At 64.7% G+C, this 14329-nt stretch carries 12 protein-coding genes; 11 read left to right on the top strand and 1 reads right to left on the bottom strand.

What is annotated here, in order from left to right:
- Positions 1-8: 8 nt before the first annotated feature.
- The 10 genes from ACVOL0_RS07350 (at position 9) to lpxC (ending at position 12529) form a co-directional block, all read left to right on the top strand.
- Positions 9-1487, top strand: coding sequence for a UDP-N-acetylmuramoyl-L-alanyl-D-glutamate--2,6-diaminopimelate ligase (locus ACVOL0_RS07350; protein ID WP_481509765.1), 1479 nt, complete (start codon positions 9-11; stop codon positions 1485-1487).
- Positions 1484-2866 (top strand): UDP-N-acetylmuramoyl-tripeptide--D-alanyl-D-alanine ligase, encoded by a 1383-nt coding sequence (locus ACVOL0_RS07345; protein ID WP_481509764.1) that lies wholly within the window; start codon positions 1484-1486, stop codon positions 2864-2866. The genes ACVOL0_RS07350 and ACVOL0_RS07345 overlap by 4 nt, the downstream gene beginning before the upstream one ends.
- Positions 2856-3941 carry a phospho-N-acetylmuramoyl-pentapeptide-transferase gene (gene mraY, locus ACVOL0_RS07340; RefSeq protein ID WP_057627465.1) on the top strand — a complete coding sequence of 362 codons (1086 nt, stop codon included), beginning with the start codon at positions 2856-2858 and terminating at the stop codon, positions 3939-3941. Before ACVOL0_RS07345 ends, mraY begins: the two co-directional genes overlap by 11 nt.
- Positions 3941-5260, top strand: coding sequence for a putative lipid II flippase FtsW (ftsW, locus tag ACVOL0_RS07335; RefSeq protein WP_481509763.1), 1320 nt, complete (start codon positions 3941-3943; stop codon positions 5258-5260). Before mraY ends, ftsW begins: the two co-directional genes overlap by 1 nt.
- Complete coding sequence (murG, locus tag ACVOL0_RS07330) at positions 5260-6357, top strand: undecaprenyldiphospho-muramoylpentapeptide beta-N-acetylglucosaminyltransferase (protein ID WP_481509762.1); 1098 nt, start codon at positions 5260-5262, stop codon at positions 6355-6357. Before ftsW ends, murG begins: the two co-directional genes overlap by 1 nt.
- 43 nt (positions 6358-6400) lie before the next feature.
- Positions 6401-7837 (top strand): UDP-N-acetylmuramate--L-alanine ligase, encoded by a 1437-nt coding sequence (gene murC, locus ACVOL0_RS07325; RefSeq protein WP_481509761.1) that lies wholly within the window; start codon positions 6401-6403, stop codon positions 7835-7837.
- Between the two features lie 91 nt (positions 7838-7928).
- Entirely contained in the window at positions 7929-8657 is a 729-nt protein-coding gene (locus ACVOL0_RS07320; protein WP_481509760.1) for a cell division protein FtsQ/DivIB, read from the top strand.
- The gene (ftsA, locus tag ACVOL0_RS07315; protein WP_303748900.1) at positions 8654-9889 is read left to right on the top strand and encodes a cell division protein FtsA; all 1236 of its coding nucleotides are present in this window, start codon (positions 8654-8656) and stop codon (positions 9887-9889) included. The genes ACVOL0_RS07320 and ftsA overlap by 4 nt, the downstream gene beginning before the upstream one ends.
- A 217-nt stretch (positions 9890-10106) precedes the next feature.
- Positions 10107-11333 carry a cell division protein FtsZ gene (gene ftsZ / locus ACVOL0_RS07310; RefSeq protein WP_282266376.1) on the top strand — a complete coding sequence of 409 codons (1227 nt, stop codon included), beginning with the start codon at positions 10107-10109 and terminating at the stop codon, positions 11331-11333.
- A 284-nt stretch (positions 11334-11617) separates the two neighbouring features.
- The gene (gene lpxC / locus ACVOL0_RS07305; RefSeq protein ID WP_481509759.1) at positions 11618-12529 is read left to right on the top strand and encodes a UDP-3-O-acyl-N-acetylglucosamine deacetylase; all 912 of its coding nucleotides are present in this window, start codon (positions 11618-11620) and stop codon (positions 12527-12529) included.
- Between the two features lie 226 nt (positions 12530-12755).
- On the opposite strand, the gene ACVOL0_RS07300 is transcribed toward lpxC, so the two are convergent.
- Positions 12756-13190 carry a DciA family protein gene (locus tag ACVOL0_RS07300; RefSeq protein WP_481509758.1) on the bottom strand — a complete coding sequence of 145 codons (435 nt, stop codon included), beginning with the start codon at positions 13188-13190 and terminating at the stop codon, positions 12756-12758.
- Positions 13191-13202: 12 nt separating this feature from the next.
- Here ACVOL0_RS07300 and ACVOL0_RS07295 point away from each other — a divergent pair, with 12 nt between their 5' ends.
- Positions 13203-14153 carry a M23 family metallopeptidase gene (locus ACVOL0_RS07295; RefSeq protein ID WP_481509757.1) on the top strand — a complete coding sequence of 317 codons (951 nt, stop codon included), beginning with the start codon at positions 13203-13205 and terminating at the stop codon, positions 14151-14153.
- Positions 14154-14329: the final 176 nt, after the last annotated feature.

Genomic DNA, 14329 nt, shown 5'->3' with positions numbered 1-14329 from the left:
GCCACACAATGAAGTTGTCACAACTGCTGCCCGATCTGGTCCTGCCGCAGGACCCGCAGATCGGCGGCCTGGTTCTGGATTCACGGCATGTGCGCACCGGTGATGCGTTCGTCGCAATCGCCGGCTTTGGCGCGCATGGGCTGGGCTTTGTCGAGCAGGCCAAGGCTGCCGGCGCGGCCGCGATCCTGTTTGATCCGCCGGCACCGGCCGAACTGCCAGCACCGGCCGATGCCATCGCCGTGCCCGGTCTGCGTACGCGCATGGGCGCGATGGCCGACCAGTTCCACGGGCAGCCCTCGCGGGCGATGACCATGGTTGGCGTCACCGGCACCAACGGCAAGACCTCGACCGTGCAGCTGCTCGGCCAGGCCTGGCATCTGCTGGGCACGCCCAGCGGCTCGATCGGCACCTTGGGTGTTGGCCTGTACGGCGATGTGGTGCCGACGGGTTTCACCACGCCGCTGGTGCTGCAGATGCATGAAGTGCTGGCCCAGCTGCGCGATGGCGGTGCCAAGGCAGTGGCGATGGAAGTCAGCTCGCACGCCCTGGATCAGGGCCGCGTCGATGCCGTGCATTACGACGTGGCGGTGTTCACCAATCTCACGCGTGATCACCTCGATTACCACGGCGACATGGAAGCTTACGGCGCGGCCAAGGCCAAGCTGTTCCATCGTCCGGGCCTGAAGGCAGCGGCGATCAATCTGGACGACGCCTTCGGCCGTGAACTGATCACCACGCTGGCAGCCGACGTGCAGGCGATCGGGCTGAGCTCGACCGGCCAGGCGGGCGCCACCATCCGCGCCGAGAAGCTGGTGCTGGACGGGCAGGGCCTGGGTTTCGATCTGGTCATTGGTGATGAACGTCATGCGCTGCGCTCGCCGCTGCTGGGGCGCTTCAACGTCGACAATCTGCTGGCCGTGGCCGGTGCGCTGCATGGTCTGGGCGAAACCAGCGCATGCATCGCCGAGGTGCTGGGCCAGCTGCAGCCGATCCGCGGCCGCATGAACCGCCTCGGTGGTCAGGGCGAGCCGACCGTGGTCATCGATTACGCACACACTCCCGATGCGCTGGAACAGGCGCTGCGCAGCCTGCACGGCCATCTGGATGGCCGCCTGCTGTGCGTGTTTGGTTGCGGTGGCGAGCGCGACACCGGCAAGCGCCCCCAGATGGCGGCGATTGCCGAGGAATTGGCCGACGTGGTGTTCGTCACTGACGACAATCCACGCGGCGAGAATGGTGACGTGATCGTCGCCGACATCATGGCCGGGTTTGTGACGCCTGCGCAGGTGAACGTGGTGCGCGATCGCGCCCGCGCCATCGACGCCGCGGTCGCACAGGCAGGGGCTGGCGACATCGTGTTGATCGCCGGCAAGGGCCATGAGCCCTACCAGGAGATTGCAGGTATCAAACATCCTTTCGATGACACCGATGTGGCATCGCGTGCGCTGCAGGCGCGTCGTTCCGCTGCTGCGGAGGTGCGTCCATGAAGCGCACGCCGCTGTCGCTGATTGCCCATTGGGCCGGTGGCGAAATCCACGGCGACGACGCCAGCATCGTTGCGGTCAGCAATGACACGCGCACGCTGGCAGCGGGCAGTCTGTATGTCGCCCTGCGCGGTGAGCGTTTCGATGGCCATGACTTTGCCGCCAACGCGGTCGAGCAGGGCGCCAGCGCCCTGTTGGTCGATCGCCTGTTGCCGCTGGAGGTGCCGCAGATCGTGGTTGCCAACACCGAGCTGGCGCTGGCGAAGATTGCAGCAGCAATGCAGCAGCAGCGCGCTACCCGTGTGTTCGCCATCACCGGCAGCAACGGCAAGACCAGCGTGAAGAACCTGCTGCTGGCGGTGATGCAGCACGCTGCTGCGGTACTGGGCCAGCATGTGTATGCCACGCCGGGTAACCGCAACAACGAGATCGGCCTGCCGCTGGCGGTGATCGACGCGCCGGAAGATGCCGACTTCGCCATCTACGAGATGGGTACCGGCAAGCCGGGCGATATCGCCTACCTGACTGCCATCGCCGCACCGGACGTGTCCATCGTCAACAATGTCGCGCCAGCACACCTGGAGCGCATGGGCAGCCTGCTGGAGATCGCCAACACCAAGGCAGCCGTCTACGACGACCTGCGCGATGGCGGTGTTGCGGTGGTCAACGCCGACGACGCGTTCTCGCCGTACTTCGCTGCGCGTGCTGGTGACCATCAGGTGATCCGCTTCGGTCTGGACGTCAGCGCCGACGTCACCGCAACCGGCATCGTGCTGGACGAGGCGGGTTCCCGCTTCCGGCTGCGTACGCCGCAAGGCGATGCCGAGGTGGTGCTGCAGCTGCCGGGTCGGCACAACGTACTCAATGCATTGGCCGCCGCCTCGATGGCGTTGGCCGCCGGGATTGCCTTGTCGCTGGTGGTCGAAGGCCTGGCGCAGGCGCGCCCGGTCGCTGGTCGCCAGGTCGCCCATGTGTTGGACAGCGGCGCGGTGCTGATCGATGACAGCTACAACGCCAACCCGGGCTCACTGGCAGCGGCGATCACCGCGCTGGCTGCGGGCAAGGGCGAAGGCTGGCTGGTGCTGGGCGATATGCGTGAGCTGGGCCCGGACGCGCAGGCATTGCATGCGCAGGCCGGCCAGCGTGCCCGCGAAGCCGGGCTGAAGCGTCTGTATTCGCTGGGGCCGCTGAGCGCAGCGGCATCGGCGGCATTCGGCGAAGGCGGGCGTCACTTCGACTCCCACGCCGCGCTGGCTGCCGCACTGGAAACCGAACTTCATGCTGGTGTGCGTTGCCTGGTCAAGGGCTCGCGCGGCAGCGCCATGGACAAGATCGTGACTGCGCTGTTGAAGCGCGGCGAGGACACTACACATGTTGCTTGAATTGGCCCGTTGGCTGCAGCAGTTGGACGGCCTGTTCCGGTTGTTCAACTACATCACCTTCCGCGGCATCCTCGCCGCCCTGACGGCATTGTCGCTGTCGTTGTGGTTGGGCCCGATGGCGATCCGTCGCCTGGCCCAGCTCAAGGGCGGTCAGCCGATCCGCAAGGACGGCCCGCAGTCGCATTTCTCCAAGGCCGGCACGCCGACCATGGGTGGCGGCTTGATCCTGACCACGGTGTTGGTCTCGGTGCTGCTATGGGGTGACCTGCGCAACCGTTATGTGTGGCTGGTGCTGGTGGTGATGCTGTGCTTCGGTGCGATCGGCTGGTACGACGACTGGTTGAAGATCGCCAAGCGCGACCCGAACGGCCTGAAGTCGCGCTGGAAGTACGCGCTGCAGTCGATCTTTGGCCTTGCCGCAGGCATCTTCCTGTACAAGACCGCGGTGGTGCCGGCTGAGCTGACCTTCTACATCCCGATGTTCAAGTCGATCGCCTTGCCGCTGGCAGGCATCAGCTTCGTCGCGATTGCCTACTTCTGGATCGTCGGCTTCTCCAATGCGGTCAACCTGACCGATGGTCTGGATGGTCTGGCGATCATGCCGACGGTGCTGGTGGCCTGTGCGCTGGGCGTGTTCGCCTATGCCTCGGGCAATGCGGTGTTCTCCAGTTACCTGCAGATTCCGCAGATTCCCGGTGCCGGTGAACTGGTCATCATCTGCGCGGCGATTGCCGGCGCGGGCCTTGGCTTCCTCTGGTTCAACACCTATCCGGCCATGGTGTTCATGGGCGACGTCGGCGCGCTGGCGCTGGGCGCGGTGCTCGGCACCATCGCGGTGATCGTGCGCCAGGAACTGGTGCTGGTGATCATGGGCGGTGTGTTCGTGATCGAAACGCTGTCGGTGATGATCCAGGTGGCGTCGTTCAAGCTCACCGGCAAGCGCGTGTTCCGTATGGCGCCGATCCACCACCACTTCGAGCTGAAGGGCTGGCCTGAGCCGCGCGTGATCGTGCGTTTCTGGATCATCTCGGTGGTACTGGTGTTGATCGGCCTGGCAACGCTAAAGGTGCGCTGATGGACGACTACTCGCGTCAGGCAACCCGACTTGAAGCCATTGGTGGCAGCTACGACAAGTGGCTGCTCGGCGCCGCCGTGGCGCTGGCTTCGATCGGGATCGTGATGGTGGCTTCCAGCTCCATCGCGCTGACGCAGAGTCCGTTCTATTACCTGACCCGCCACCTGATCTTCATCGCCATCGGTGTGATCCTCGCTGCGGTGGCGATGCGGGTGGAGTTGAAGGAAATCGAGAAGTACAACCAACTGCTGTTGCTGGGCTGCTTTGCCCTGCTGATCGTGGTGTTCGTGCCGGGCCTGGGCAGCAGCGTCAATGGCGCGCAGCGCTGGATCAACCTTGGTATCTCCAAGTTCCAGACCGTGGAAGCGGTCAAGGTGCTGTACATCGTCTGGTTGTCCAGCTATCTCGTGCGCTTCCGTGACGAGGTCAATGCCACCTGGCAGGCCATGCTCAAGCCAGTCGGCGTGGTTGGCGTGCTGGTGGTATTGCTGCTGCTGCAGCCCGACTTTGGTTCCTCGATGCTGCTGCTGGGTATCACCACCTGCATGCTGGTGCTGGGCGGCGCGCAGATCAAGCGCATCATCCTGCCGGTGCTGCTGCTTTTGCCGGGCCTGATCGCGTTGGTGATCTTCGAGCCCTACCGCATGCGCCGCGTCACCTCGTTCATGGACCCGTGGCAGGATCAGTTGGGTTCGGGCTACCAGCTGTCCAACGCGCTGATGGCGATCGGCCGTGGCGAGTGGACTGGCGTGGGTCTGGGCGCATCGATCCAGAAGCTCAACTACCTGCCCGAGTCGCATACCGACTTCATCTTCTCGGTGATCGCCGAGGAGCTGGGCTTCCTTGGCGTCTGCGGCATCATCAGCCTGTACGTGCTGTTGGTCGGCCGTGCGTTCTGGCTGGGCCTGCGCTGCATTGAAATGCGTCGCCACTTTGCTGGTTACATCGCCTTCGGCATTGCGCTGTGGATCAGCCTGCAGACCTTCGTCTCGATCGGCGTGAACCTGGGCATGCTGCCGACCAAGGGCCTGACCCTGCCGCTGATTTCCTCCGGCGGTTCCAGCGTGATGATGACCTGCGTGGCGATGGGCCTGCTGCTGCGCGTGTCCTATGAATACAACCGTGCGGTGCGCCGCCAGGAAGTCCGCGAGGACCTCGATGGCGTCGAACTGGACGTTGCCGAAACGCACGACGCCGCACCGGCCGAGCCGCGCATGGATACCGCGACCTCGGTTGCCGCGGCAGTGCAGAGCAGCGCAGCACGTGGCACCAGCCGCATGCAACAGCGTGTCGAGCCGACCTTCGGGAGGATCGCGTAATGGCCTCCGTGAATACCAACAAGGACCAACGTCCGGTGATGATCATGGCCGGCGGTACCGGCGGCCATATCTTCCCGGGTCTGGCCGTGGCCAAGGTGCTGCGCGAGCGCGGCGTCCCGGTCACCTGGCTGGGTGCTGAAGGCGCGATGGAAACGCGTCTGGTTCCGCAGCACGACATCCACGTCGACACGCTGGCCATCTCCGGCCTGCGCGGCAAGGGCAAGCTGGCCCTGCTGGGCGCGCCGATCCGGGTGATGCGCGCGATCCGCAGTGCTGGCTATGTACTGCGTGATCGCAAGCCGCGTGCGGTGGTGGCCTTTGGTGGTTTTGCGTCCGGACCAGGTGGCATTGCCGCCCGCCTGCATGGCCTGCCGTTGCTGGTGCACGAACAGAACCGTGCGCCGGGCATGACCAACCGCATCCTGTCGCGCTTCGCGCGCCGCGTGCTGTCGGGTTTCCCGGGCAGCTTTGCCGGTGGCAAGGAAGAGGTGGTCGGTAATCCGGTGCGTGCCGAGATCGCTGCATTGCCGGCACCGGAGCAGCGCTTGGCCGGTCGCAGTGGACCGATGCGGGTGCTGGTGCTGGGCGGCAGCCAGGGCGCACGCGCCCTGAACAACGCCATGCCCAAGGCCTTGGCCGCGCTGGGTGACAGCGTCGCCATCGAGGTCTGGCACCAGTGCGGCGAGAAGCTGCACGAAGAAGCGCTGCAGGCGTATCGCGCAGCTGGTGTGGAAGGCCGCGTCGACATGTTCATCAAGGACATGGCGGCCGCTTACAGCTGGGCCGATCTGGTGGTGTGCCGTTCCGGCGCGTCGACCTTGGCCGAGTTGTGTGCTGTCGGTATCGGCAGCGTGCTGGTGCCGTTCGCCGCTGCGGTCGACGACCACCAGACCCGCAATGCCGAATATCTGGTCGAACGCGGTGCCGCCGAACTGCTCAAGCAGGACGACGCGCTGGCGACCAACCTGGAAGGCGTGCTGCGCACGCTGGCAAACAATCCCGGCCACCGTGTGCAGATGGCGCAAGCCGCGCGTGGGTTGGCCAAGGTCGATGCGGCCGAACGCATCGCAGACATCATTCTTGAGGAAGCAGCATGAACACGGCACCGCGCACCCGCGCCAGCCACACCGGAGGCCAGGCATGATCCGCCGCCTCAACGACACCACCGACCTGGTCCGCGCTTTCCCGCGCGTGCATTTCGTCGGCATCGGCGGCACCGGCATGAGCGGCATCGCCGAAGTGATGCTGACCCTGGGCTATGAAGTCTCCGGTTCCGACAATGCAGACAACGCCGCCACCCGCCGTCTGGCGCGGCTGGGCGCGCGCGTGATGCGCGGTCACTCCGCCGCCAACGTGCTGGGCACCGACTGCATCGTGGTCTCCAGCGCCATCCGCGACGACAATCCCGAGCTGATGGAAGCGCGCAGCCAGCGCATTCCGATCATGCCGCGTGCGGCAATGTTGGCCGAGCTGATGCGCTTCCGTCGCGGCATCGCCGTCGCCGGTACCCACGGCAAGACCACCACCACCTCGCTGACCGCCGCCATCCTGAGCGAGGGCAAGCTGGACCCGACCTTCGTGATCGGGGGCCAGCTGCTGGCGGCCGGTGCCAACGCCAAGCTCGGCGGCGGCCAGTGGCTGGTGGCCGAGGCCGATGAAAGTGATGGCAGCTTCCTGCGGTTGAACCCGCTGGTGGCGGTGATCACCAACATCGACGCCGACCATCTTGAGAACTACGGCAACGACTTCGCCCGCGTGCAGGCAGCGTTCGCCGAGTTCCTGCAGCGCCTGCCGTTCTACGGGCTGGCGGTGCTGTGCATCGATGATCCGGAAGTGGCTGCGTTGGCCGCCAAGACCCCGCGTCACGTGATGAGCTACGGCCTGAGCAGCAATGCCGACGTGCGTGCCGAGGACGTGGTGCAGGATGGCCCACGCATGCGCTTCACCCTGCGCCTGCCGGAAGGCACCAGCGTGCCGGTCACCCTGGCACTGCCGGGCAAGCACAACGTGCTCAATGCACTGGCCGCCGCTGCGGTGGCTTGGCAGTTGGGCGTGGCACCGGAAGACATCGCCTCGGCGCTGGAGAAGTTCGAGGGCGTTGGCCGTCGCTTCAACGACCTTGGCGAAGTCACCACCCACAAGGGTGCCAAGGTGCGCGTGATCGACGACTACGGTCATCACCCGCGTGAGCTGGAAGCAGTGTTTGCCGCTGCTCGTGGCGGCTGGCCGGACAAGCGTCTGGTGGTGGCGTTCCAGCCGCACCGTTACAGCCGTACCCGCGATCAGTTCGATGCCTTTGCAGCGGTGCTGTCGGAAGTGGACGCGCTGGTGCTGAGCGAAGTCTATCCAGCCGGCGAAGCACCGATTCCGGGTGCCGACTCCAAGTCGTTGGCGCGTGCGATCCGTGCGCGTGGCCGCAGCGAGCCGGTGGTGGTGAGTCATTCCGCCGATCTGGCTTCGGTGCTGCCCGACGTGCTGCAGGACGGCGATCTGCTGTTGATGATGGGTGCGGGCGACATCGGTGCCGTTGTCCAGCAGGTGGTCACCCACGGCTTCCAGGAGGCCAAGGGCGAATGATGTCTGTCGCGCTGCCGCTGTGCCGTACCCACGCAACCGCGCTGCGGGCTGCGACGGTGGCCTGCGGCCGCGCTGCAGGGGAGGGCGCACGATGAATGCCATCCTGCGCATGCTCGCCTGGTTGCTGGCCATTGCGCTGGTGGTGCTGCCGGTGGTCGCGGTGGTCAATGGTTGGGTCGGCGCCGAACGCTGGCCGCTGGCCAAGCTACGCGTACATGGCGAGTTCAAGCGCGTGCCGGCGGAAGAGCTGCAGAAGACCTTGCTGCCATATGCGCGCTCGGGCTTCTTCGCAGTGAAGCTGCAGGACGCGCAGGCCGCGGTCGAAAAGCTACCGTGGGTGGAGAGCGCGCAGGTCCGCAAGCAGTGGCCGGATGTGCTGGAAGTGAGCATCGTCGAGCACCGCCCGTTTGCACGTTGGGGCAAGGATCGCCTGCTGTCCGAGCAAGGCCGTTTGTTTGCGGTGCCGCACGGTCTGGAGAACGCGCCGCTGCCCGAACTCGATGGCCCCGATGGCATGACCACCGAAGTGGTCGAGTTGTACAACGATTCGCGCGCTCTGTTCGCACCGGCAGGTGTGGACGTACGCAAAGTGGCGATGGACGCGCGCGGCAGCTGGTCGCTGGCGCTGGATAACGGCACCGAAGTGGTTGTTGGGCGCAACGATGCACGCTCACGCTTGAGCCGCTTCGTACGCGTGCTGCCGCAGTTGACCCGCACCCAGGTGCCGATCGTGCGCGCCGACCTTCGCTATACCAATGGATTCACGCTGAGCTGGGGAACCCCGCCGCCGGCAACAAAGCAGACGCAGGACAGGACATGAACCGCAAGGGTGACAAATCACTGATCGTTGGCCTGGATATCGGCACCTCCAAGGTGGTGGCGTTGGTCGGCGAGTACTCGCCGGGCAGCCCGATCGAGGTCATCGGTATCGGCTCGCACGAATCGCGCGGTCTCAAGCGCGGCGTGGTGGTGGATATCGAATCCACCGTGCAGTCGATCCAGCGCGCCATCGAAGAAGCTGAGCTGATGGCCGGCTGCGAGATCCGTTCGGTGTATGCCTCGATCTCCGGTAACCACGTGCAGTGCCGCAACTCGCAGGGCATCACCCCGATCCGCGAAGGCGAAGTGAGTTGGGGCGATCTGGATCGCGTGCTGGAAGCGGCCAAGGCCGTGGCCATACCGGCCGACCAGAAGATCCTGCATGCGATCCCGCGCGAGTACGTGCTGGACGATTCGCAGGAAGGCATCCGCAATCCGGTCGGCATGACCGGCGTGCGCCTGGAGGTGCATGCCCACCTGGTGGTTTGCGCACAGTCTGCCGCCGCAAACGTCAGCAAGTGCGTGCAGCGCTGCGGCCTGCAGGTGGACGATCTGGTGCTGTCCTCGCTGGCCTCCAGCGTGGCGGTGCTGACCGCCGACGAGCGCGAGCTCGGCGTGGTGATGGTTGATATCGGCGCCGGTACCACCGACATCGCGGTGTTCATCCAGGGCGCGATCTGCCATACCGCATCGCTGCCGATTGCCGGCGACCACGTCACCAACGACATCGCCCACATGCTGCGCACGCCGACCCCGGAAGCGGAGCAGATCAAGGTGCGCTACGCCTGCGCGCTGGCACAGATGGCAACCGCCGAGGAAAGCATCCAGGTTCCGTCGGTCGGCGACCGTCCGCCGCGTCGCATGCCGCGTCATTCGCTGGCGCAGGCGGTGCAGGGCCGTTACGAGGAAATCTTCGAGATGGTGCAGGCCGAACTGCGTCGCTCGGGCTTCGAGGAAATGGTGCGTGCGGGCCTGGTGCTCAGCGGCGGTGCCTCGAAGATGGAAGGCGTGGTCGAGCTGGCCGAGGAAATGCTGCAGATGCCGGTACGCGTTGGCATTCCGCAGCACGTCACCGGCCTTGGCGAAGTGGTCGGCAATCCGGTGCACGCAACTGGCGTTGGCCTGTTGCTGATGGGCAGCCAGATCGAACACCCGCGGCGTCCGTCGCTGCCCACCGGGCGCGCCGGCAGCATGTTCAACAAATTGAAGAATTGGTTCCGCGGCGAGTTCTGAGCGCGGTACCGGTAGCAGGGCAGTGAGGCAGTCAGAAGGGCAAGCAGTAAGGCAAGACGAAGTGCTGTAACGCAGTCATTGAAGCAAGCAACAACCACCGTGCAGGGGCAACCCGAAGCGGTACACCTAAAACAACTCGCCGGTGCGGGCGGGCGCAGAAGGAGAAGGATTCTTCCCGGATGCCCGACCCAATCACGGCAATAGAGAGGACATGGACATGGCGCATTTCGAACTGATTGAAAAGATGGCACCGAACGCGGTGATCAAGGTCGTTGGCGTGGGTGGCGGCGGCGGCAACGCCGTGGCGCACATGGTCAACAGCAGCGTGGATGGCGTGGAATTCATCACCGCCAACACCGACTCGCAGGCCATCAAGAATTGTGGCGCCAAGCTGCAGCTGCAGCTGGGCACCAACGTAACCAAGGGTCTGGGCGCAGGCGCAAACCCGGAAGTCGGCCGCCAGGCCGCATTGGAAGACCGTGAGCGCATCATGGACGCCCTGCAGGGTGCGGACATGGTGTTCATCACCGCCGGCATGGGCGGCGGCACCGGCACCGGTGCTGCACCGGTGGTGGCACAGCTGGCCAAGGAAATGGGCATCCTGACCGTGGCCGTGGTCACCAAGCCGTTCCCGTTCGAAGGCCGTCGCCGCATGCAGGTGGCGCTGAAGGGCATCGAGGAGCTGAGCCAGCACGTCGATTCGCTGATCACCATCCCGAACGAAAAGCTGATCACCGTACTCGGCCGCAACGCCACCATGGTGCAGGCCTTCCGTGCTGCCAATGACGTGCTGCAGGGCGCCGTGCAGGGCATCGCCGATCTGATCGTGCGTCCGGGCCTGATCAACGTCGACTTCGCCGACGTGCGCACCGTGATGTCGGAAATGGGCCTGGCGATGATGGGCACCGGCACCGCACGTGGTGATGACCGCGCCCAGGCAGCTGCCGAAGCCGCGATCCAGAACCCGCTGCTGGACGACGTGAACCTGGCCGGCGCCAATGGCGTGCTGGTCAACATCAGCGCCGGTACCGACATCACCATGAGCGAGTTCGACGAAATCGGCCGTACCGTGCATGCCTTCGCTTCGGAAGACGCCACCGTGGTGATCGGCACCGTGATCGATCCGGATCTGGGTGACGAGATCAAGGTGACCGTGGTTGCCACCGGCCTGAACCGTGCCGTTGCCAAGAACGCCCAGCGTCCGGGCGAGCGCGGCCCGATCAAGCTGGTGCGTAACGCCACCACCGGCCAGGCCGAGTTCGACGAGTACGAGAGCCCGGCCGATGCCGTGGCCAAGGCCGTGGGTCACACCATGGGCATGGGCCTGCGTCGTCCGAGCTCGGACACCGTGTCTGCTTCCACCTCGTCGGCGTCGCCGGCTGCTGCAGAGCTGCCGAACGACTACCTGGACATCCCGGCGTTCCTGCGCCGCCAGGCTGACTGATGCGGTAGCGGGGGCCATCCAGGCCCGATCATCGCGTGCGCCGGCAACGGCGCCGTGGGTCGGACTGGTCGGCGCCTGGAAACAGAGCTGATACGTCGGGGCTGTCCACCCCGGCGGGAATACCATGTCCTTTATCGCCGGGCCAAGGCCGGCCCGGCGATATTTTCGGTACTGGACGGCAGCTGACGGCCGAATTTGGCACTGCAAAGGGCGCGTGTTAACGCGTGTTATTCTTGTTTGTCCCCCTGGCTGCGCGTGCGTGGCCCCTCCGGCCTTACATACACATGATCCAGCAACGCACTCTCAAGAACACGATCCGCGCCACCGGCGTCGGCCTGCACAGTGGTGACAAGGTCTATATGACCCTGCGCCCGGCACCGGTTGACCATGGCATCGTGTTCCGACGAGTGGATCTGGATCCGGTGGTGGAAGTCCCGGCGCGTGCCGATCTGGTCACCGAAGTCACCCTGTGCACTGGTTTGACCTGTGAAGGCGCCAAGATCCAGACCGTTGAGCACCTGATGTCGGCCCTGGCCGGCCTCGGCGTGGACAACGTCATCGTTGAGCTGTCCTCGGCGGAGTTGCCGATCATGGACGGTTCTTCCGGCCCGTTCGTGTTCCTGCTGCAGTCGGCGGGCATCGTCGAGCAGGACGCGGCCAAGCGTTTCCTGCGCATCCTCAAGACGGTGGAAGTGCGCGACGGTGACAAGATTGCTCGCTTCGAGCCGTACGAGGGCTACAAGCTGGGTTTCACCATCCAGTTCGATCATCCGATGATCCCGGCCAAGCAGTCACGGGTGGAGATCGAGTTCTCCTCGGCCGCCTATATCAAGGAGATCTCGCGGGCCCGTACCTTCGGCTTCATGCGTGACCTTGAGTACATGCGTGAGCGCAACCTGGGCCTGGGCGGCTCGATGGACAATGCCATCGTGCTCGACGAGTTCCGCGTACTGAATGACGACGGCCTGCGCTATACCGACGAATTCGTCCGCCACAAGATCCTGGACGCCATCGGCGACCTGTATCTGGCCGGTGGGCAGGTGTTGGGTGCCTACGAGGGCTTCAAGTCCGGCCATGCGCTGAACAACAAGCTGGTACGCGCCCTTCTGGCCGACCAGAGTGCCTGGGAATGGGCCAGCTACGACTCTCCAGTAGCCGCGGATCCGGTGCTGTACGGCATCCCGGCCTACGCCTAAGTTAAATAGAGGCGAGTTCGTAAGAGACGCGGCTTTTACGGAGCACGACTATTCCCATTTGTGGTCGTTGTGTGAACCCGATCAGGCTTTCAGCCTGAATTTAACTTTTAATTAACAAAAGACTAACTCCTTCGCTGCATTCCGCGGCTAGGATTCCTGCTGGCTTCAATCCGGTCATTTGAAAGGCCGGGTGGAGACCGGGGCCGATCAGGCGCCCGGTGGCCCCTCAGGACTTTGTTGATTTCACATCCTGCAGGGCAGCCAGGGCGTCGCGCAGTCCTTTATGCGTGGCTTCGCTTACTGCTGTGCTGCGTTGATCGTTACGCACTGGGGAGTGCGCGGACGCAGTCGCAGTCTTGACGGTCACCCGGGTGGCCTTCAGCCCGATGGATCGGGCCGCGTCGAGCAGCTGGTCTTCGGCAAGCCTTACTTTGGCGTGCCACACCGGCGATTCGACGAGAAAAACGAGGTGTTCGCCGTCCACATTGGCCAACCGGCAACGGTTAGCCAGCGCCGGCGGCAAATGGGGGCGCAATTGCCAGTCCATCGCATCGAGCCACAGGGCCCGGCGCAGCGGATTTCCTGCTTTGTCCGCCATCGCCGCTTCCAGCGCCTGTTTGGGCGCGGAACGGGAACGAACACTGGATTTCGGCTCTGACATAAGAATTTTTCAATGACATTTAAAAAGATCGTAATCAAAACGCGTGAACAGAAGGCCAAGACGCCGTTTTCACGTGTTCAGATGTTCTTTGAGGATCGTCCTCAAGCCCTGTTGGGTAGCGTACTTGGCCTTGGCTGCCTGATGGGCGTGGCCCTGAGCTTCGCCATCGGCATGGCCGGTGATGCGGCGCTGCAGTCCAAGGTTGACCATCAGGAACAGGAGCTGGCCAAGGTCCGCGCCGACGCTCAGACCCAGGTCAATGCACTCGCCGCCCGCCTTGGCGAGCTGCAGGCGCAGGCCACCCGGCTCAATGCCCTGGGTGAGCGTCTGACCCAGATGGGCAAGCTGGAAGACGGCGAGTTCGACTTCCAGGAAACTCCGGGTATGGGTGAAGGCGAACCCGGACCGACCCAGGACATCCCGGTCAGCGCGGTAAACAGCGACTTACAGGTGCTGGAGCAGCGTTTCGCTGCTTCAGGCAAGCAGTTGTCGGTGATGGAGTCGCTGCTGTTCGACCACCAGCTCGAACAGAACGCCGTGCCCTCGCGCATGCCGATCCGCAATACCTACGTCACCTCCAGCTTCGGTGGCCGTGCCGACCCGTTCGGTCGCGGTGTTGGCAACCACAAGGGCATGGACTTCCACGCCCGTGTAGGCGACCCGGTGCTGGCCGTGGCCGACGGTGTGGTCAGCTTCTCCGGCGTGAAGGGCGGTTACGGCAATGTGGTCGAGATCGACCACGGCAACGGCTACAAGACCTTGTACGCGCACAATTCGCGCCTGACCGTGCGTGAAGGCGGGCTGGTGCGGGCCGGGCAGGAAGTGGCCAAGGCCGGCTCTACCGGCCGTTCTACCGGCGCCCACGTGCATTTCGAGGTCTGGCAGAACGGCGTGGTGATGAATCCGCGCAAATTCCTCGGCGAGGGCGGCAATACGCCGGTCGGCCGGGTCAGCCGTGGCTGATGGGCAGCAGGTCAGCTCCGGCTGACTTGTTTGGGGGTGCTTGAAACTCAAGCGTCCGCCCCAAGCTACAATAGGCGTTGCCATCGACAGGGCGCATTGCGCCCTGTTTCGTTTGTGACCGGTGAACCCAGGGGGTGAGCCAGGTCGCACGGCATTTCATTCAAACCGGTTCCTTC

Source organism: Stenotrophomonas sp. STEN021 (assembly GCF_056760175.1).
Note: the sequence above shows the minus strand (reverse complement) of the source record. Positions and strands in the feature narration are given on the sequence as shown.